Here is a 20,357-nt window from a genome sequence, read left to right on the forward strand (position 1 = left end):
TGTCAGAATCCGAGTCACTATCAGAATCTGAGTCACTATCAGAATCGGAATCGCTGTCAGAGTCCGAGTCACTGTCTGAATCGGAATCGCTGTCGGAATCAGAATCGCTGTCGCTATCCGAGTCGCTGTCAGCATCCGAGTCACTATCGGAGTCCGAATCACTGTCCGCATCTGAGTCAGTTTCTGAAATCGAAGAGTGGTGATCTTTATTTGAGGTACCAGCAAACATTGCCGCAATACCCAGCAAAGCCGCGCCCGCCATTACCCATCCGGCAATACTTTGCCCTGCGCCTCCGGAGGCGATGACTTCTGAGAGATCGCTAATCAGCGAATAGTGGGCCCCATCGGTACCCGCACCTTCCAGCCACCATAGTGCGCCGGTTTCATCATCCATGAGCACCAAATCACTGTGCTGTCCATGCTCATCCACAACGAAAAAGTTTTTAATAGTAACGGTATCGCCGTTGTGGAGTTTTAGAACCAGATCATTACCTTGCCGGGTATACGAACTAATATCTTCACGCTTAACGTGCAGGAGAACCACTGACTGCGTATTGAGATTAATTAGATTGCCATCAACGGTGTATTCAACACCCGTTTCTTTCACTGTCACATTTATATTTTTCATCAGGTTACACCCTTGAAATGAAGACGCAGTCAGAGGTATGAGATAATTCTTAATTAGGCATCTTATTAGATATACCAGAACTTGCAGTCCCGCAAGGAGAGGGAAAACATTCCATTCACATCCTGAAATAACACAAACCCCATATATTACATAACGTTAAAATAATGAGCTTACATTTTGAGATGTTAATAAGAGAGATAATTAAAACGGTTACTCACGGTTATTACAATAAAGATAAAGTCATGGATAATACTTTTCTAATAGCGTTAAACCGCCATTTTTATGATAATAGAAAAATATCTGTGATATCTCTCAAAAAAATCATGCAAGAAAAAGCAAAAAATAATTTAAAGTTTAAAGTAAATTTTAAGCAATATCCATTATATTTATAATGGTTTACTTATAAAAATAAATTGTTTGTGAATGGGGAAATTTATAAATAAGCAAGAGGGAATTCAGAGAGAGTCTTTTAAACCCACAAAGTTAATGTGAGTTATCGGAAATTAAAGAAACGTTTCGATGTAGTTTTAATTAAAATACTACCCACAAATAATTTAATGCATATGCATAATAAAAAACCCCGGCCTGCCGCTGAGGGATCCCCATAAAACAGCGCTAATAAACCAGCACCATACTTCGGTAGGCTCTGGCGAGGTGGTTAAGAACGGTGCTCAGCACCGTTCGCCTTAATATTAGCGGGGAGTGTCGCAGGACATTCTCCGCTAACGTCAGATAAGAGATTACCCGCCGCGATTTAACACTGTTGGCCTGATACCTTACATGTAATCCTTTACTTTCTGCATGATAACCAATAAGCCACAGGACTATTGTGCTCAGCGTTGCCAGCAGGCTCAGCACCAGCATTCTTCCCGCTGAACGGCTGTAACTGGCCCGCAGACCGAACCCGAACCGTTCGCTTTTCTCATCGCGGAAGTTCTGCTCTATCTGCATTCGGCGACTGTATAACTTCATGATTTCACGTGGCTTAAAGTCGTCTGTGCTGCTGAAGATGAGCCACGGCTCTTTTGCTGAAGAGCGCCCGTCGCAAACCTGAGGTTTGCGTTTTATACGATACCTTGAGTGCCGGTGTTTCCGGCCTTTTGGTTCTTTCCTGTGCAGATAAAAATGTCCCTCACACCGGGCATACTCCGCCCGTGCAAGCGTGCCTGGCCCCGGATATTCTGGTTTACTGCTGGCCTGTAATTCCTGACGTCTGAACCAGTATTCACCTTTGCTGTTCAGGCGCATCTGGATATTACCCCTGACACGGCCAATAAAATCCCATCCGAGCGACCGGATATGCCGGAACCAGGCATTCTGGAAGCCCGCATCGGTAACGATGATGACTCTGGCCGTCGGGTTCACCGCCCCGGCAAGGGCATCAAGGAAGGCCTTTTGTATCTGTCCATTCTGCTGCTTTTCTGACGGGACTATCCAGCTTAACAGCGGAAGCGAACGCCCATCGCAAAGCAGACTGGCGCGGAGCACATGATATTCCTGAGACGGATAGCCACTCCAGTCAACCGCAATAACACACAGCGATAATTTCCGTGTCAGCATGGTGATAATGCCATTGAAAATCAGAGGAATATCCTGATGGAGTGATTTATTGCCCAGTAGACGATCAACTCGTTTGATTTTGTTTTTGACCTGAGCAGCGCCGGGTAAATAACGTCCGATACTGGTCAGCGTCAGTGACGCGCCGTTGATTAAGGCAAGCGTGGCGTCAAGAAGGGCATTTTGTCGGTATTTGTGAAACGGAGCTAAAGCATCCCGGAAGAAATTCTGACATACTCGGCAGGCAGGAATAGAGGTGATCTCATTGAATTGATAGCACAATCAGTAGATCACAAAACTCTATGCCTGTCTTTTTTCACCCGCCCATTACTGGGGATTCCTCAGCGTCAAGCGGGGTTTTAGGTTTAGCGGGCTAATCCTAATCGCGGAATTTCTATCGCCGGACAGCGATCCATCACCACGTTTAGACCAGCATCTCGGGCGAGCACTGCCGCTTGTTCATTGATGACCCCTAGCTGTAGCCACAAAGTTTTAGCACCGATAGCCACCGCTTCCTGGGCAACGCCCCAGGCTGCTTCTGAGTTGCGGAAGACATCAACCATGTCCACTTTTTCCGGCACCTCGGCCAGCGTGGCATATCCTTTTTGCCCCAGCAGCGTAGTACCCGCAACCTTAGGAGAAACCGGAATGACGTGATATCCCTGCTCCAGAAGGTACTTCATCACCCGATAGCTTGGGCGATCGGGTTTGTCGCTTGCCCCCACCAGGGCGATAGTCCGGGTCGAGGTCAGAATACCTGCGATATCGTTCTCTTTCATCATCATCCTCCTGCTATTTAGCCCAAGTGTATGCTAATCCGAATAAACCAGCATTAGTGCTAACCCGCAGATGCGTCAAATTTTTTCATCCCGATGCTTGCAGCAGCAGACACTTCCAGTAATCTGTCTGCAGGTCAAAATGTGGAATGAAATGATGGAACTAACAACACGTACACTGCCAGCACGTAAACATATTGCGCTGGTTGCTCACGATCACTGTAAAGATATGCTGATGAAATGGGTAGAGCGCCACCAGCAGCTTCTGGCACAACATACGCTATCGGCAACAGGTACAACCGGTAATCTGGTATCACGCGCAACCGGGCTGGAGGTGCACGCTATGCTGAGCGGCCCAATGGGCGGCGACCAGCAGGTAGGAGCCCTGATATCAGAAGGTAAAATTGATGTTTTGATTTTTTTCTGGGACCCGCTGAATGCGGTGCCGCATGACCCTGATGTTAAAGCGTTACTCCGTCTGGCAACCGTGTGGAATATTCCCGTTGCAACGAATGTCTCGACCGCCGACTTTATCATCCAGTCTCCCCACTTTAGCGATCCGGTCGATATTTTGATTCCTGATTACCAGCGTTATCTCGCTGAGCGTCTGAAATAAACCACGCTGGCGGCCTCGCCGCCAGTCATTACGGCTTTCTCGCAACCGGCACGTCCAGCGCCTTCAACATATCAACAAACGGTGACGGCTGCTCTTTATTAAACAACAACCAGACCCGCAGACGCGCGCGCGTAAGTGCGACATACAGCAAACGTCTCTCTTCTGCATCGGCAAAATCCTCCGGTTGTGGTAGCAGTGCCTGCTCCATAATCGACTCACGCGCCGAAGCCGGAAACGCATCATCACCGTCCTGAAGACCAAGGATAATGACGTAATCTGCTTGCTGCCCTTTGCTGGCATGAATAGTCATGAAATCGAGCTGAAGATGGGGCCAGCGTGTTGCAGCCTTTTCCAGCGCCGCTGGCTTCAAATGATGGTAACGCGCTAACAGCAAGATCCGCTGTTCTCGCTTGACGTAACCGCTCATTTTATCGAGCAGATCGTCGAGTTTATCCTCCGCTAACAACGTCACCGCTTTTTTGTCGCCTGCAATCAGACTGTTGAGTGGTTTCGTCAACTGATGCGGGTTCTGTTGGATAAATCCGTTTGCGACCTCGCCTATCCGGCTATTAAATCGGTAGGTCGTATCCAGCGCGCAACAATCCCCTTCGCCAAAATAGTGATTAAAAGCCGTCGTCAAAGAGAGTTGAGCACCGCTAAAACGATAGATAGCCTGCCAGTCATCGCCAACGGCAAACAGCGTGGTCTGCGTATTTTGTCGACGTAACGCGGCGAGTAGTGACGCCCGCTGCGGAGAGATATCCTGAAATTCATCCACCAGAATATGCTTCCACGGACTGACAAAGCGGCCTTTATCGAGAATATTTATCGCCTGATGAATCAGACCGGAGAAGTCGACGGCATTTTCATCTTTTAACGCCGTTTTCCAGGCTTTTAGTAAAGGGGCCATCAGCTTGACGCGTTTACTAAAAAGATCGCGTACCTCCTCAGGCGCCCCGGCAATCATCTCAGCCTGCGAGCCGCCATGCATGCGCATCAGGCTTACCCAGCGATCGAGGCGGCTGGCGATACGGCGCTGCAGCTTTTTATCCTGCCAGAAATCCCCTTCAGGGATCGGCCAGCCCATTTCTTCCTCCAGCCACAGTCGCCAGCCTTTCGCCTGCGCTTTTTTCTCCTGACACTGCTGCTGCCAGCTTTCGAGCAGAAGTTTTTGCCGCGCAGCGCTGTCGTTTTCCAGCTTGCTAATCATCGGCGCTTTTTTACTGCCCTGCTGAATAATATGCAAAGCCAGAGCATGAAAAGTGCGCGCGGAGATCTCGTCGGTTCCGAGGCGTTCGCGAATGCGCTCATCCATCTCCTGCGCGGCCTGTCGACCAAAAGCCAGCAGCAAAATTTGCTCAGCTGCCGCTTCGCCCCGGGTCAATAGCCAACCTGCTCGCGCCACTAAAACAGAGGTTTTACCGCTTCCGGCCCCTGCCAGTACCAGCAATGAACGCTCGCCGTTCACCACGGCGCGCGCCTGAGCCGGATTCAGCGGCGATGATTCAACTGCAGCAAAAAATCCCCGATATTGTTCCAGCATTGATTCAGTAAATTTTTGGTTATGCTCAAGCCTGGCCTTTTCCGTATCCCCCAACCAACTCTGGCACTGCCGCCATAATTCACGGCAGTTTTCAAATCCCTCAAGGCGGCTTGTCGGCACGGGGAGGCCGCTAAGGGCATGGCGAATTTTCTGCTGAATATCGGACACCTGCTGACGCGTCAACCATTTACCCTCGGCGCTTGAACGCGCCACATCAGCCAACTGCTGGCGCAGCAGATCGGCGGAAATCTCGCTCATTTCCGCGCTCCACTGCTGCCAGAGAGCATTCAGATGATGGTAAAAACGCTGAGTTTCGGTCCATTCGGTACCATGCAATCGCACAACTTTCTCGCCCGGTAGGATAAATTCCAGCTCTCCCCACACTAGCCCACGCTTGCAATGAATAGATAATAACTGATTGAAAGGTATAAGATATTCATGGCTATCACCGGAAACCTTTACTCCGGCATTAAGAAGTTGCACCCTGTCATAAGGGTGTTGAGCCATGCGTTTGCCCAATGTTGTCGCTCTGAGTTCCATATAATGTCGAATTTCAATCAGGTTGGATGTTTTTAAGTTTAACCGCCAGCGACCGGGTGCTCCAGCGTAAAAAACGCTACAATGGCCGGACCTTATTATCTACAGAATTAAACCGAGGGTTTATGCGTACCGTTCTGAATATTTTAAACTTTATCCTTGGCGGATTCGCCACCACGCTCGGCTGGCTTCTGGCGACGCTGGTCAGCATAGTACTGATTTTTACGCTGCCTCTCACCCGCTCCTGCTGGGAGATAACAAAACTCTCTCTCCTTCCCTATGGTAATGAAGCCATTCATGTTGATGAACTCGACCCTCAGGGAAAGAATAGCCTGCTTAACGCGGGCGGAACGTTGTTGAATATTTTATGGTTTATTTTCTTCGGCTGGTGGTTGTGCCTGATGCATATCTTTTGTGGGATCGCCCAGTGTCTGACCATCATCGGCATTCCGGTAGGCATCGCCAATTTTAAAATCGCCGCGATTGCTTTGTGGCCGGTAGGCCGGCGAGTCGTTTCCGTTGAGACCGCTCGTGCTGCGCGTGAAGCCAACGCGCGTCGCCGCTTTCAGTAATTGAATGGAACAGAGAAATGCTCAGCCCCCTGCTACGCCGCTATACCTGGAACAGTGCCTGGTTATATTACATCAGGATATTCATCGCACTCTGCGGTACGACCGCATTTCCCTGGTGGCTCGGCGAAGTAAAACTCACCATCCCTTTAACGCTTGGCGTCGTGGCCGCGGCGCTGACTGACCTGGACGATCGTCTGGCAGGACGTCTGCGTAATCTGGCCATTACCCTTGTATGCTTCTTTATCGCTTCGGCCTCGGTGGAGCTTCTCTTCCCCTGGCCCTGGTTATTCGCGGCAGGATTAACCGTTTCCACTATCGGCTTTATTTTGCTTGGTGGTCTGGGACAACGCTACGCCACCATCGCCTTTGGCGCGCTATTAATTGCCATCTACACCATGTTGGGGGTAACGCTTTACAGCCAATGGTATCTCCAGCCGCTGTTTTTGCTGGCTGGCGCGGTGTGGTACAACCTGCTCACCCTCGCCGGGCATCTGATTTTCCCTATCCGTCCCCTTCAGGACAATCTGGCACGTAGCTATGAGCAGCTCGCCCGCTATCTGGAGCTTAAATCCCGGCTATTCGATCCGGATATAGAAGATGAAAGCCAGGCCCCGCTCTATGACCTGGCAATAGCCAACGGCCAGCTGGTGACTACGCTGAACCAGACCAAAGTTTCCCTGCTGACTCGTCTGCGCGGAGATCGCGGCCAGCGCGGTACTCGCCGCACGTTACAGTACTATTTCGTGGCGCAGGATATCCATGAACGTGCGAGTTCATCGCATATTCAGTACCAAACGCTACGCGAACATTTTCGTTATAGCGATGTGATGTTCCGCTTTCAGCGTATGCTATCAATGCAGGCGCAGGCCTGCCAGAAACTGTCGCGTGCCATTCTGCTGCGCGAGCCCTACCTGCACGACACTCATTTTGAGCGCGCTTTTATGCATCTTGACGCAGCGCTCGATCGCGTTAAGGCCAGCGGCGCGCCAGCGGAACAGATTAAAGCGCTGGGTTTTTTGCTGAATAACTTACGGGCTATTGACGCCCAGCTGGCGACAATTGAATCAGTCCAGACCACCGAACAGTCCATTCACAGTACGGAAAACCTGTTAGCCGACGACCAGCCTAACGGATTTAGCGATATCTGGCTGCGCTTGCGCAGTAATATGTCTCCTGAGTCAGCCCTGTTTCGTCATGCAGTTCGAATGTCGATAGTCCTGTGCGCTGGTTATGCCTTTATCCAATTGACCGGACTGAACCATGGCTACTGGATATTACTGACCAGCCTGTTTGTTTGTCAGCCAAACTATAACGCCACTCGCCATCGGCTGGCGTTAAGGATAATCGGGACCTTGATTGGTGTGGCCATCGGCCTGCCGGTACTGCTCCTCGTCCCGTCCGTTGAAGGCCAGCTGCTTTTGATTGTCCTGACCGGCGTGCTGTTCTTCGCTTTCCGTAATGTGCAGTACGCCCACGCGACAATGTTCATTACGCTCCTTGTCTTGCTCTGTTTTAACCTCCTGGGAGAAGGTTTTGAAGTTGCCCTACCGCGCATATTCGACACTCTGATTGGCTGCGCTATCGCCTGGGCCGCAGTGAGTTTTATTTGGCCGGACTGGAAATTCCGCAATCTCCCTCGAGTGCTCGAGCAAGCAATCAATGCCAACTGCCGATATTTAGATGCCATTCTTGAGCAATATCACCAGGGGCGCGACAACCGCCTGGCCTATCGTGTTGCACGCAGAGCCGCGCATAACCGGGATAGCGAACTGGCCTCTGTCGTATCGAACTTATCAACAGAACCCAAAGCGGGCTCACAAATGCGGGAAACTGCTTTTCGTTTGCTCTGCCTGAACCATACCTTTACCAGCTACATCTCTGCTCTGGGAGCCCACAGGGAAAAGCTGACAACACCAGATATTCTGGCGCTGCTGGACGATGCCGTGTGTTATGTGGATGACGCGCTGCACCATTCGCCAACCGATGAACTACGGGTACAGCAGGCTTTAGCAAGCCTGCAGACCCGGATCCACCATCTTGACCCTCGCGCCGACAGCAAAGAGCCTTTAGTTCTGCAGCAAATTGGACTGCTGCTGGCGCTACTGCCAGAAATTTGTCGGCTACAGCGACAGGTTGAGATTCAACCTGAGTAGGCCTCCATCTCCTGTACCTGTACCGCCGCCCACTCCTCAAGCTCCTGACGCTGTTGCGTCGGGAGCGTGGCCGCATGCACGCCCGCAATAGCTCCCTCTAATGAATAAAGGACGTTTACCGTTAGCGCTTTATTCATTTTTCGTAGTCTGAGCCAGGCTTCTTTAGCGCCAATTTTTCGCAGCGTTAATTCATCTTTGATACCTGAATTAATCAACTGGAGCTCCATGTGAAAACTAATATTTGGAAGATTCTTTAATCTTCCGGAATGTCGCTGCCGATGTTTTTCATTACGAGCGGTCTGTAATGATAGCGCTGATAAATGAAAAAGCATTTTGCTGTCACGCCAAAGCCCTTCATCTATATGATAGTACTTAAGCGCAACCAGACGGCCATTCTTCTGCATCTTCAACAGCGGGTTTTTATGCGCCACGCGATACTGCGCACTCTGCTCACAAACCCGAAGATAGATCTCCCCCTCAGCCATCATGGCAAACACGGTATTATCTATCGCCAGGCTATAGCCACCAAATAAGGGCCGACAGCTTATTTTTCCTAATGGAGACAAACATGCCCGAAACTGATGGATCCTAAGACATACGAGTTTCTTCATGATTATTCCTTTGTTAATCATGTAAATAAGACATAAATTTGCTAACGGATCCGCTAATAAGAAAATAAGGGAGTTCCCTTTATGCAGCAACATGAATTATCTCTTTATTTTACTCAGCTTGTTTTTTTGCGAGCAGCTTTCCGAAAATAGCCTTTTGATGAAGTAAAAAGCAGGAAAGGTAAAATGCTTAATTAATATTAATCAACCCGGAGAACATAAAGCATGGCGTCACCCGCGATTTGTAAATGGTTAACGTCATAATTTGTGGGAGGAATTTTTTAAAGAAGAAATGACCACAACGATGAATTCACATTCTGTACACCCCATCACTCAACGCTGTCAGCTTGTCTTCATTGCCAAAGATGTACAAATTTCATCCAGAAAACGAGAAAATAGAGTTGATCTTTCATCCTGTCGCATATACTGTATATGCATACAGTAACCCACAGGCGGGATAGACTATGTTTACATCAGCTCACGCAAATCGTTCACCACTGACTTCTACTTCAGTACGTCGTCGCTCTCATGACGCTGCCGAACAGCCAGCTAACGGGCTGATCAGTGAAATAGTCTATCGAGAAGATCAGCCCATGATGACGCAACTGCTACTGCTTCCTTTATTACAACAGCTTGGTCAGCAGTCGCGCTGGCAGCTCTGGCTGACACCACAGCAGAAGCTGAGTCGCGAATGGGTGCAGTCATCCGGTTTACCGCTATCCAAGGTGATGCAAATCAGTCAGCTCTCCCCTGCTAATACGCTCGAATCAATGGTTCGCTCACTGCGCACGGGAAACTATAGCGTGGTCATTGGCTGGCTGTCGGAAGAACTCACCGTTGAGGAACATGAACGACTGGTTGCCGCTGCAGAAGAAGGTCACGCGATGGGCTTTATCATGCGTCCGGTAAGAAATACCGCTCAGCCTGGCAGACAACATTCCGGGCTAAAAATTCACTCAAACCTGTATCATTAACTGAGTTTAGGATTAATCCTGGAATTTTTTTTGCCCGCGACTGAGATTGGCTTTCATCGCGGGCGTTTTTGTTAAAATGCTTGTCTGATGCGGGTTCGCGACTTTTTTTGCCTCGATTGAAGCCAACCCTATTTGTTAAACATAGTGTACACAACCCTTTTTTTTCATATGCCTGACGGAGTTCACACTTGTAAGTTTCTAACTAAGTTGTAGACTTTACATCGCCAGGGGTGATCGGCTTACGCTGCATGTATCAGCACAGTTAACAACAAGTCACGCCCCGGGTGAAGGATTTAACCGTGAGGTCTTCTGAACCTTCATGGCGAATTTTGGATGATAATGAGGCGCAAAAAATGAAAAAGACAGCTATCGCGATTGCAGTGGCACTGGCTGGCTTCGCTACCGTAGCGCAGGCCGCTCCGAAAGATAACACCTGGTATGCAGGTGGTAAGCTGGGCTGGTCCCAGTATCACGATACCGGTTTCTACGGTAACGGTTTCAAAGGTAACAATGGTCCAGTTCGTAACGATCAGCTGGGTGCTGGTGCGTTCGGTGGTTACCAGGTTAACCCGTACCTCGGTTTCGAAATGGGTTACGACTGGCTGGGCCGCATGGCTTATAAAGGCAGCGTAGACAACGGCGCTTTCAAAGCTCAGGGCGTTCAGCTGACTGCTAAACTGGGTTACCCAATCACTGACGATCTGGACATCTATACCCGTCTGGGCGGCATGGTTTGGCGCGCTGACTCCAAAGGTAACTACGCTTCTACCGGTGTTTCCCGTAGCGAACACGACACTGGCGTATCCCCGGTATTCGCGGGTGGCTTAGAGTGGGCTGTTACTCGTGACATCGCAACCCGTCTGGAATACCAGTGGGTTAACAATATCGGCGACGCAGGCACCGTTGGTACCCGTCCTGATAACGGCATGCTGAGCCTGGGTGTTTCCTACCGTTTCGGTCAGGAAGATGTTGCTCCGGTTGTAGCTCCGGCTCCGGCTCCGGCTCCGGAAGTGACTACCAAGCACTTCACCCTGAAGTCTGACGTTCTGTTCAACTTCAACAAATCTACTCTGAAACCAGAAGGTCAGCAGGCTCTGGATCAGCTGTACACCCAGCTGAGCAACATGGATCCGAAAGACGGTTCCGCAGTTGTTCTGGGCTACACCGACCGTATCGGTTCCGATGCCTACAACCAGCAGCTGTCTGAGAAACGTGCTCAGTCCGTTGTTGATTACCTGGTATCTAAAGGTATCCCGGCCAGCAAAATCTCCGCTCGCGGTATGGGTGAATCCAACCCGGTTACTGGCAACACCTGTGACAACGTGAAAGCACGCGCAGCTCTGATCGACTGCCTGGCGCCGGACCGTCGTGTAGAAATCGAAGTTAAAGGCTACAAAGACGTTGTAACTCAGCCGCAGGCTTAAGTTATCTCGTTAATAAAAAACCCCGCGATGCGGGGTTTTTTTTGCTTCAACTGCTGTCATCAAAGTCAAAGCTGCAGAACGTTGAGGCGCTTATACCCTCGCCCCAATTGCTATTCTTTACCTAGCAGAACCTGCAAATCATGCTTCAGGCTCGACATCTTGCTGGCATACTTCTCTTTATGCTCAGCATCCTCAATCAACTGCACAATGGTTTCCGACAGCGTTTTACCCCGTCTTTGAGCCAGACCGGCGAGGCGTTGCCAGACCATAAACTCCAGATCGATAGACTTTTTACGCGTATGCTGATGCTCCGCGTTAAAATGACGTTTGCGTCGCGCGCGGATCGTCTGCTTCATGCGGTTAACCAGCTCTGGGTTGATATGATGCTCAATCCAGGTATTCACCAGCACGGGTTCATTTTCAAGCGTCAGTAATAGATCGACCGCCGCTTGCGCAGCGCTGGCTTCAATGTAGCGGGTAATAAGCTCACCTTCCCGATGCTTTTTTACCAGATATGTCCATTTCCAGCCGCTTTCGAGATTTTCCAGTTGTTGATATTTCATTGCGATCTCAATGTGACCGTGTAACTCATTTCAGGATATCAGTTTTTTCTCGATGTGCTGAGAATAAATCATCTTTCGTGATGTTGGTAGATGGCCGATCGCCGTGACAATCGCAATCCCCCGTGTGCTCAGACGCCGCATAATGTATAATCGCGCGTTTTACATCTGACTAAAAAACAGCGACTTTGACCATTACGAAACTTACCCGAAACGACCTCGCTCCTGATACGGAAAGTTATCAGGCGCTGTTTGCACAAGCCGACTTAGCTCACGCAGAGGCATCCCTCTCAGGCGAACTGCAACCCCGTTTATTCTATGCCCTGGAGCAGCTTCTGGTCACTCCAGCCATTTCGCCATTTATGCTGGTTAAAATTCCGGAAGAGCCGGAGTACCTGCAATGGCTCGCTAACGAAACTCGTACTTTACATCAACCGCCGGAATCCCTCTGCGGAGTACGCTATCAGATTGATGGCGGAAAAATCTCGCTCTCGCCGGCGCAAACCGCTGAAGATAATTTCGCAAGCGTCGTGCCGGTCGAAGCGGCAGATTGGGTCGAAGCGGAGCAGCTATTTGGCTGCGTGCGCCAGTTTAACGGCGAGATCGCTTTACAACCGGGTCTTGTCCATCGGGCTAATGGCGGCGTACTGATCCTCTCCTTGCGGGCCTTACTGGCTCAGCCTCTGCTATGGATGCGGCTAAAAAATATGGTGGCTCGCCAGCGTTTTGACTGGCTGTCATTTGATGAGTCTCGCCCTCTTCCGGTGAGCATTCCCTCTATGCCTTTGAGCCTGAAAGTGATCCTGGTCGGCGAGCGGGAATCTCTTGCTGATTTTCAGGAGATGGAGCCCGAGCTTTCTGCTCAGGCTATCTACAGCGAATATGAAGATAACCTGCAAATCGCTGATGCAGAGACGCTTAAGCAGTGGTGTCAATGGGTCTGGCAAAATGCCCAGCGGCTCGAACTTCCGGGGCTGTCCGCTACCGCCTGGCCGCTGTTGATTCAGGAAGGCGCTCGCTATACCGGTGACCAGGAAACCTTGCCCCTGTGCATACTGTGGATCGCCCGCCAGCTTCGCGAAGCCACCGCCTTCTGTGAAGGTGACGAGATTAGCGCCGAAGAGATGCAAACCATGCTTGAGCGTCGTCTGTGGCGCGAAGGCTATCTTGCCGAACGCATCCAGGATGAAATCCTGCAGGAGCAAATCCTGATCGAGACGGAAGGCGAATGCGTAGGGCAGATCAACGCCCTCTCAGTCATCGAGTTTCCGGGCCATCCGCGCGCGTTTGGCGAGCCTTCTCGTATCAGCTGCGTTGTGCATATTGGCGACGGTGAATTTATTGATGTTGAGCGCAAGGCGGAACTGGGTGGCAATATTCATGCGAAAGGCATGATGATTATGCAGGCATTCCTGATGTCCGAGCTGGAGCTTGAACAACAGCTCCCCTTCACCGCATCTTTGACCTTCGAGCAGTCATACAGTGAAGTGGATGGCGACAGTGCATCCATGGCCGAACTGTGCGCGCTGATCAGTTCTCTGGCCAATGTGCCGATTAATCAAAGTATCGCCATTACCGGCTCAGTCGATCAGTTTGGTCGCGTACAGCCGGTAGGCGGGCTCAATGAGAAAATTGAAGGCTTCTTTGCTATTTGTCAGCAGCGTGGGCTAACCGGTAAACAAGGCGTCATTATTCCTTCCGCCAACGTTCGTCATCTGAGCCTTGCGCAGGAGCTGCAACAGGCGGTTGCGGATGAACAGTTCTTTATCTGGGCGGTCGATGACGTAACCGAAGCGCTGCCCATTCTGACCCAGTTACTCTGGGACGGCGAAGGACAAACTTTACGGCAAACCATACAGGAGCGGATTGCGCAGGCGACACAGCAAGAGAGTCGTCATCGCTTTCCGTGGCCGCTACGCTGGTTAGGCGGTTCAGGTTCGAACTGATCGGACTTGTTCAGCTTACACGTGTTAGCTATCCTGCGTCCCGAACTCAAAATAAGGCTTACTGAAAACATGGTAGATAAACGCGAATCCTATACAAAAGAAGACCTTCTTGCCTCCGGTCGTGGTGAACTATTTGGCGCGAAAGGCCCTCAACTGCCGGCGCCAAATATGCTGATGATGGACCGCGTCATCAAAATGACCGAAACCGGTGGTAACTATGACAAAGGTTATGTCGAGGCAGAACTCGATATTAACCCGGATCTGTGGTTCTTCGGTTGCCACTTCATTGGTGACCCGGTAATGCCGGGCTGTCTGGGTCTGGATGCCATGTGGCAGCTGGTGGGCTTCTACCTGGGCTGGTTAGGTGGCGAGGGTAAAGGTCGTGCGTTAGGCGTAGGTGAAGTCAAGCTCACCGGCCAGGTACTGCCAACGGCGAAGAAAGTAACCTACCGCATTCATTTCAAACGCGTGATAAATCGTCGTTTGATTATGGGCCTGGCGGATGGTGAAGTGCTGGTTGACGATCGTCTGATCTACACCGCAACCGATCTGAAAGTGGGCCTGTTCCAGGACACTTCCTCATTCTGATATAAGCAGTCACGCTTATAGACGGCGAAGCCCCCGCGCAGCGGAGGCTTCTTTTTAAAGAGACAGTCAGGCAATTTGTACCCTGTCCTCCATGGCCTCTCGCCAGCCTCCCAGCCAATAAGACCTCTGGTTTAAGGTCTGGTAAGGACACATTTCCTTCGACCTTCCGGTAATACCGGCCTGGTACCCACGCTGATGTGCCCGTTCCAGGCGATCTCGTTTTTGTCTCTTCATGCCTCGTTTCCCTCATTCTTTGATCTGGTGGAAAAGAAAACAATGGTCACTAAATACGCAACCACGGTTAACGAATACCGCGAATCGGGGATAGCGTCAATGCGCAAAATTCACGCCATTGTCATATTTGTGAGCTACATGAAACTTCATTTGTACAAAAACTGTGAACCAGCACAAGTAACAATCTGATGAGACAAATAAAAAAGCCGCTGCGATTTTCATTTTCGCTGCGGCTTTTTTTCTTATTAATTTTACTTATGGCAAGCGGTTAATCTCGCTGGCAATCACCGCCGCTTCCTGAGTCCAGGCCTGAGCTAGCGTTTTCACCATCGCATCGTAGCCATCTTCTTGTTGCTTGAGCTCGATATGGAATGGCCGCTTAATCAGCTGTCCCTGATGCTTCAGTAACCACTCACCGCTAACGATAACCCGACCATCGTAACGACCGTGAAAACCGCTGACGGATACGTTTAGGGTATCCTGCTCGCTACCCAGCGGTTGAGAAGCCACGACCCAGCCGGGAAGCTGATTGCTAAGGTTCGCCACCAGCGTCGTTCTTAGCTGCTGATCGAGCGGGCTCGCCCACAGATTGTTATTTGCAATCACATACTGAACATCGGTGGTCTGATAGACCACCCCGTTACCGGCAAGATAATCCGGAATACTGACCTGCTCGACCCAAAGCAAATTTTTGCTCTGGTGTGCGGCGCTTTGCGCGCCGCCCTGAGCCACGGGAAGCTGGTAGTAAGTTTTACTCTCACCGCCGCTGCTGCATGCCGTCAACGCGCATACCGCCGCCGCTATTAGCCATTTCTTCATTATTTCGCTCCCTTCGGCTGCGGATCTTTTTTATCCTTCGCCTCAAATACCAGCGCATTGCTCTTATCATTAAGCGTTTTCAGTACCGGCTGCAGTTCGCGCAGCACCTGGTCGAGACGCTGCATATCCGCAACCATCTTATTGTAAGCCGCGGAGCCAGGCTGGAAGCCCTGCATACTACGATTAAGTTCACGTAGCGTACTCTGCATATCACCCGGCAGCTGCTGCATAGACTGACTTGAGGTGATCTTATTCAGACTGTCGAGCGTCGCCTGTACGTGCTGCATGGTTTTTTCACTTTGCGCCAGCGTACTGGTTGCCTGCTCCAGCAGTGGATTAATTGGCAGATTATTAATCTTATCCAGCGCATCCATCAGGCGCTGCTGGATCTGCGCCAGACCACCGCTTACGGTCGGAATAATCGGATAACCGCCAAATTCCTGCATCTTGCCGCGCGCAGGGGCTTTCGGATAGAAGTCGAGATCGATATACAGCGCGCCGGTCACCAGATTGCCGGTTTTAAGCGAACCGCGCAGCCCGCGATTCATTAGATCATCGATATGCTTACGAATATCAGGATCGGCGCCTAACTGATTGATCAGGCGTTCCGGCTCAATTCGCACTTCTACCGGGATACGGTAATCGTCGTTTATGTTCTGCTTCAGGCCTGGGATAAAGAATGGTACCTTGCCTACGGTCCCAAGACGGATACCGCGGAATTCAACCGGCGCGCCGGGCTGCAGACCGCGAATAGAATCTTTAAAGAACATCACGTAGTCAATGTGTTGAGTGAACACAGAGTCCTGAATGCTGCGTTGATCGTCAAACAGATGATATTCGGTTTTATTCGCCACCGGTTCCCCTAGCGGGAGTCCTTCAGGGATATCAAAGCTGACGCCGCCGCCAAACAGCGTCGACAGCGATCCCATCTCAACGCGCATGCCGGCCGCGGTCAGATCCACCGCAATACCGCTATCCTTCCAGAAACGCACGTTATTAGTGACCAGCCGATCGTTAGGCGCGCTAATAAACAGCTGATAGGTGATATTGCGTTTTTGCGCATCGAAGGTGCTGGTTTCCACCGAACCTACACGATAGCCGCGGAAAAGCACCGGGTCGCCGGGTGACAGCTGACCTGCTTTGCTACTTTCCAATAGAATACGAATGCCTTTCGCATCGGGTGAGGCCAGCGGCGGTGAATCCAGCAGCGGATACTGCGCAGGGACAGAGCCTTTGGTCCCCGGCTGCAGTTCGATATAGGCGCCGGACAATAGCGTGCCGAGGCCGCTGATACCTTCACGACCAACCTGCGGCTTAACCACCCAAAAAACCGAATCCTGATGAAGCAGTTTTTCCATGCCAGAATTCAGTCGGGCTTTAACCTCCACGTGAGTCAGGTCGTCCGTCAGCGTTGCGCTTTCAATCACGCCGACGTCAACGCTGCGGCTTTTAATGCGGGTCTTTCCCCCTTCAATGCCTTCGGCATTGGTTGTGATCAGGGTCACTTCCGGCCCCTGGTGGCTATAGTGATAAAAAAGAATCCAGGCGCCAATTAGCGCCGTCACTATCGGGAAGATCCACACCGGTGACCAGTTCTTCACCTTTTGCACCTTCGCTTCTCCGCTCTTATTTTCCATGCTGCAGTCTTTCCTCATGGCTTGAATCTGGCTCACGATCCCACAACAAACGCGGGTCAAAGGTCATGGCCGAAAACATTGTCATCACTACCACCAGCGCAAACATCACCGCCCCTATCGCCGGATAGATATTCATTAACCCACCTATGCGCACCAGAGCGGAGAGGACTGCGATGACAAACACATCAATCATTGACCAGCGGCCAACAAACTCGACGACTTCATAAATCAGATGCATGCGCTCTGAGTCGCGATCTCCCCTGCCGCTGGCGTTCCAGCAGAGCCAGCCAATGGCGATCATTTTTAAGGTTGGCACCATAATACTGGCGATGAATATCACCATCGCCACTGGATAAGATCCTTCGCTCCACAGCAGGATCACCCCCGCCATAATGGTGGAAGGCATTTTATCGCCAAGCAGATCGGTAATCATGATCGGCAGAATATTGGCGGGCATATAAAGGATTAGCGAAGTCATTAACAGCGCCAGCGTCCACTGCAGGCTGTTTTTACGCCGGGCAGTCCCCTTTGTATGACAGCGCGGACAGACGGCCTCATCAATCGGCAACACCGCTGTACAGCATGAGCATGAACGCAGCCCCTGACGCAGTCCAGACACGCCAACTTTCAGCGGCTGCTTGATAGCCGGCATTGGCGCAATATCATCCCACAGCCAGCGGCGATCTACGCACTGGAACGTCCGCAGCTGTAATACGCAGAACATACACCACGGGACAAAGCTCAGGCCAACGCCAATATCGCCATAGGCCATCAGCTTAACGAAGCTGACCAGTACCCCGGCGAGAAAGATTTCCGCCATTCCCCAGGTTTTAAGATGAAACAGGATACGCGCCAGAAACGCTTTCAGCCCGGATGGCATGCGCACCCGGTTGACCAGCAGGAGTATAGTGACCAGACAGAAAGCCGGCACCAGCTGGACGAAAAGCAAAAAGAACGTACCGAGGCTGGCATAGTCCTCGGTGAAGAGGACGTTCGGGATTTCCAGCAATTCAATTTCGCTGCTAATCCCCCCGACCTTCATATAGATGAAGGGAAACAAATTGGCCAGCAGCAACATGAACAACGCGACCAGCGCATACGCGGTAGGACGCTGCCGTGGCGCGTCCCATGACGTTGTCAATGTCGTTCCGCAGCGCGGACATGCAGCTTTCTGGCGATGCTCCAGCTGCGGCAAAGCCACCAGCAGATCACATTGTCGGCACAGAATATGCCGCGCAGCATGATGATGATCGCACATGAAAACTCCTCAGCTTATGCGCCGTTTTTTAGCCCTTCAAGATATTCCCAGCGTTCGAAGGCGGCTTCCAGCGCCTGCTCCGCTTCACTCAGCTGCGCCAGTACCTGCTGCGTATGGTCATGCGACTGACCAAAGAAAGAAGGGTCGGCAACCTGCTCTTGCAAATTCTGCAGCTGGGCTTCCAGTTCTTCCAGCTTCTGCGGCAGCTGTTCCAGCTCGCGCTGCAGGTTATAGCTTAGTTTGCTGGCAGCACGTTTGACACTTTCTGCTTTCGGTTGAGCAACTTCAACACTCTTTTTGGAAACCGGCTGCTTACGCGCGAGGTACTGCGCTTGCTGACCGCGGGCGTCATGATAGCCGCCAACGTATTGGCCAATTTGCCCTGCGCCTTCAAAGATCCAACACTCTGTTACCGTATTATCGACAAACTGACGGTCGTGGCTAACCAGCATCACGGTTCCCTGATAGCCGTCGACAAGCTCTTCCAGCAGCTCCAGGGTTTCGACATCCAGATCGTTTGTCGGTTCGTCGAGAATCAACAGGTTACTGGGCTTAAGGAACAGACGCGCCAATAGCAGACGGTTGCGCTCGCCGCCCGATAGCGCACGCACCGGCGTCATCGCGCGTTTCGGATGGAACATAAAATCCTGCAGATAGCCCAGGACGTGGCGCGGCTTGCCGTTCACCATCACTTCCTGTTTACCTTCCGCGAGGTTGTCCATCACCGTTTTATCCGGATCAAGTTCCGCGCGGTGCTGGTCGAAGTAGGCCACTTCCAGCTTGGTGCCTACATGAATACGCCCGCTATCCGCCTGCAGCTGACCGAGCATCAGCTTCAGCAGCGTAGTTTTGCCGCAGCCGTTCGGGCCAATCAGCGCAATTTTGTCGCCGCGCTGGATTTGGGCGGTGAAGTCTTTAACCAGCACCTTGCCATCAACCTGGTAGTTGACGTTCTCCATTTCGAACACAATCTTGCCCGAACGCGCGGCCTCTTCCACCTGCATCTTCGCGCTGCCCATCACTTCACGACGCTCGCCGCGTTCGCGACGCATGGCCTTTAACGCCCGCACGCGCCCTTCGTTACGGGTGCGGCGCGCTTTGATCCCCTGTCGGATCCACACTTCTTCCTGCGCCAGCTTGCGATCGAACTCCGCGTTCTGTAGCTCTTCCACGCGCAGCGCTTCTTCTTTATCCAGCAGATACTGATCGTAGTTACCCGGATAGGTCACCAGCTTGCCGCGATCGAGATCGACAATACGCGTCGCCATATTGCGAATGAAGGAACGGTCATGCGAAATAAAGATGATGGTGCCTTTAAACATCTTCAGGAAACCTTCCAGCCAGTCGATGGTTTCAATATCGAGGTGGTTGGTCGGTTCATCGAGCAGCAGCACCCGCGGCCCGCTGACCAGCGCGCGACCGAGGGCCGCTTTACGCAGCCAGCCGCCGGAGAGCGATGATAGCTCGGCGTTAGGATCCAGATTCAGCTGTTCCAGCACTTCATTAATACGACTGTCGAGCTGCCACAGCCCTAAATTGTCCAACTGTTCCTGCAGACGCGCCAGCTCATTGAGATTCTTGTCGCTCGGATCGGTCATCACCAGCTGCGAAACATCGTGATAACTCTTGAGGTATGCTGCTTGCTCAGCAATCCCTTCCGCCACAAAGTCATACACGGTTCCGGTGACGTCACGCGGCGGATCTTGCTGCAAACGCGCCACAACCAGATCCAGCTCATAGATAATGCGCCCATCATCAAGACCCTGTTCGCGGTTGAGGATCTTCATCAGGGTCGATTTACCCGCGCCGTTGCGCCCCACCAGGCAGACGCGTTCGTTATCTTCGATATGCAGTTCAGCATTATCCAGCAGCGGCGCATCGCTGAAAGAGAGCCAGGCGCCGTGCATACTAATTAAAGACATTCTTT

The 20,357-nt window shown here is 51.4% G+C and carries 18 protein-coding genes; 7 read left to right on the plus strand and 11 right to left on the minus strand.

Going from position 1 to position 20,357, the window contains the following annotated elements; translation table 11 throughout:
* The 3 genes from KO1_RS11745 to KO1_RS11755 all read right to left on the minus strand — a co-directional run.
* The coding region (locus KO1_RS11745) for a BapA/Bap/LapF family prefix-like domain-containing protein (RefSeq protein WP_073971808.1) at window positions 1-628 on the minus strand (628 nt) is incomplete at its 3' end.
* 615 nt (window positions 629-1,243) lie between these two features.
* Window positions 1,244-2,437 (minus strand): IS4 family transposase, encoded by a 1,194-nt coding sequence (locus tag KO1_RS11750; RefSeq protein WP_032728001.1) that lies wholly within the window; start codon window positions 2,435-2,437, stop codon window positions 1,244-1,246.
* A 113-nt stretch (window positions 2,438-2,550) separates the two neighbouring features.
* Window positions 2,551-2,964 (minus strand): CoA-binding protein, encoded by a 414-nt coding sequence (locus KO1_RS11755; protein WP_004100789.1) that lies wholly within the window; start codon window positions 2,962-2,964, stop codon window positions 2,551-2,553.
* Window positions 2,965-3,118: 154 nt separating this feature from the next.
* Here KO1_RS11755 and mgsA point away from each other — a divergent pair, with 154 nt between their 5' ends.
* Complete coding sequence (gene mgsA, locus KO1_RS11760) at window positions 3,119-3,577, plus strand: methylglyoxal synthase (protein ID WP_017146187.1); 459 nt, start codon at window positions 3,119-3,121, stop codon at window positions 3,575-3,577.
* 28 nt (window positions 3,578-3,605) lie between these two features.
* On the opposite strand, the gene helD is transcribed toward mgsA, so the two are convergent.
* On the minus strand, window positions 3,606-5,660 hold the full coding sequence (gene helD, locus KO1_RS11765; RefSeq protein WP_016808043.1) for a DNA helicase IV: 2,055 nt from the start codon (window positions 5,658-5,660) through the stop codon (window positions 3,606-3,608).
* Window positions 5,661-5,782: 122 nt separating this feature from the next.
* Between helD and KO1_RS11770 the strand changes: the two genes are divergently transcribed.
* Both KO1_RS11770 and yccS read left to right on the plus strand, forming a co-directional pair.
* Complete coding sequence (locus KO1_RS11770; RefSeq protein ID WP_004100782.1) at window positions 5,783-6,229, plus strand: YccF domain-containing protein; 447 nt, start codon at window positions 5,783-5,785, stop codon at window positions 6,227-6,229.
* A gap of 17 nt (window positions 6,230-6,246) precedes the next feature.
* Complete coding sequence (yccS, locus tag KO1_RS11775) at window positions 6,247-8,382, plus strand: YccS family putative transporter (protein ID WP_004100780.1); 2,136 nt, start codon at window positions 6,247-6,249, stop codon at window positions 8,380-8,382.
* Here the strand turns inward: yccS and KO1_RS11780 are convergent.
* Window positions 8,370-8,993, minus strand: coding sequence for a TfoX/Sxy family DNA transformation protein (locus KO1_RS11780; protein WP_004100775.1), 624 nt, complete (start codon window positions 8,991-8,993; stop codon window positions 8,370-8,372). The two genes, yccS and KO1_RS11780, sit on opposite strands and share 13 nt — an antisense overlap.
* A gap of 461 nt (window positions 8,994-9,454) precedes the next feature.
* Between KO1_RS11780 and sulA the strand changes: the two genes are divergently transcribed.
* Complete coding sequence (sulA, locus tag KO1_RS11785) at window positions 9,455-9,964, plus strand: SOS-induced cell division inhibitor SulA (protein ID WP_024273980.1); 510 nt, start codon at window positions 9,455-9,457, stop codon at window positions 9,962-9,964.
* A 353-nt stretch (window positions 9,965-10,317) separates the two neighbouring features.
* Window positions 10,318-11,388 (plus strand): porin OmpA, encoded by a 1,071-nt coding sequence (gene ompA / locus KO1_RS11790; protein ID WP_004100770.1) that lies wholly within the window; start codon window positions 10,318-10,320, stop codon window positions 11,386-11,388.
* 110 nt (window positions 11,389-11,498) lie between these two features.
* On the opposite strand, the gene matP is transcribed toward ompA, so the two are convergent.
* Window positions 11,499-11,951 carry a macrodomain Ter protein MatP gene (gene matP, locus KO1_RS11795; RefSeq protein WP_004100768.1) on the minus strand — a complete coding sequence of 151 codons (453 nt, stop codon included), beginning with the start codon at window positions 11,949-11,951 and terminating at the stop codon, window positions 11,499-11,501.
* A gap of 185 nt (window positions 11,952-12,136) precedes the next feature.
* Between matP and KO1_RS11800 the strand changes: the two genes are divergently transcribed.
* Together KO1_RS11800 and fabA are read left to right on the plus strand one after the other, a co-directional pair.
* Entirely contained in the window at window positions 12,137-13,894 is a 1,758-nt protein-coding gene (locus KO1_RS11800) for an AAA family ATPase (protein WP_017146190.1), read from the plus strand.
* 69 nt (window positions 13,895-13,963) lie between these two features.
* On the plus strand, window positions 13,964-14,482 hold the full coding sequence (gene fabA, locus KO1_RS11805) for a bifunctional 3-hydroxydecanoyl-ACP dehydratase/trans-2-decenoyl-ACP isomerase (RefSeq protein WP_004100765.1): 519 nt from the start codon (window positions 13,964-13,966) through the stop codon (window positions 14,480-14,482).
* Between the two features lie 66 nt (window positions 14,483-14,548).
* On the opposite strand, the gene rmf is transcribed toward fabA, so the two are convergent.
* From rmf to KO1_RS11830, 5 genes are all read right to left on the minus strand, one after another.
* Window positions 14,549-14,716 carry a ribosome modulation factor gene (rmf, locus tag KO1_RS27205; RefSeq protein ID WP_004100764.1) on the minus strand — a complete coding sequence of 56 codons (168 nt, stop codon included), beginning with the start codon at window positions 14,714-14,716 and terminating at the stop codon, window positions 14,549-14,551.
* Window positions 14,717-14,971: 255 nt separating this feature from the next.
* Entirely contained in the window at window positions 14,972-15,535 is a 564-nt protein-coding gene (pqiC, locus tag KO1_RS11815; RefSeq protein ID WP_017146191.1) for a membrane integrity-associated transporter subunit PqiC, read from the minus strand.
* Window positions 15,535-17,172 carry an intermembrane transport protein PqiB gene (pqiB, locus tag KO1_RS11820; protein WP_004100756.1) on the minus strand — a complete coding sequence of 546 codons (1,638 nt, stop codon included), beginning with the start codon at window positions 17,170-17,172 and terminating at the stop codon, window positions 15,535-15,537. Before pqiB ends, pqiC begins: the two co-directional genes overlap by 1 nt.
* Window positions 17,162-18,430: a membrane integrity-associated transporter subunit PqiA gene (gene pqiA, locus KO1_RS11825; protein ID WP_004100751.1), complete on the minus strand. Its 1,269-nt coding sequence runs from the start codon at window positions 18,428-18,430 to the stop codon at window positions 17,162-17,164. Before pqiA ends, pqiB begins: the two co-directional genes overlap by 11 nt.
* Window positions 18,431-18,444: 14 nt before the next feature.
* A complete protein-coding gene (locus tag KO1_RS11830; protein WP_024273979.1) occupies window positions 18,445-20,352 on the minus strand; it encodes an ABC transporter ATP-binding protein in 1,908 nt (635 codons plus the stop codon).
* Window positions 20,353-20,357: the final 5 nt, after the last annotated feature.

The organism is Klebsiella oxytoca NBRC 105695 (assembly GCF_001598695.1).
GTDB classification, from domain to species: domain Bacteria; phylum Pseudomonadota; class Gammaproteobacteria; order Enterobacterales; family Enterobacteriaceae; genus Klebsiella; species Klebsiella oxytoca.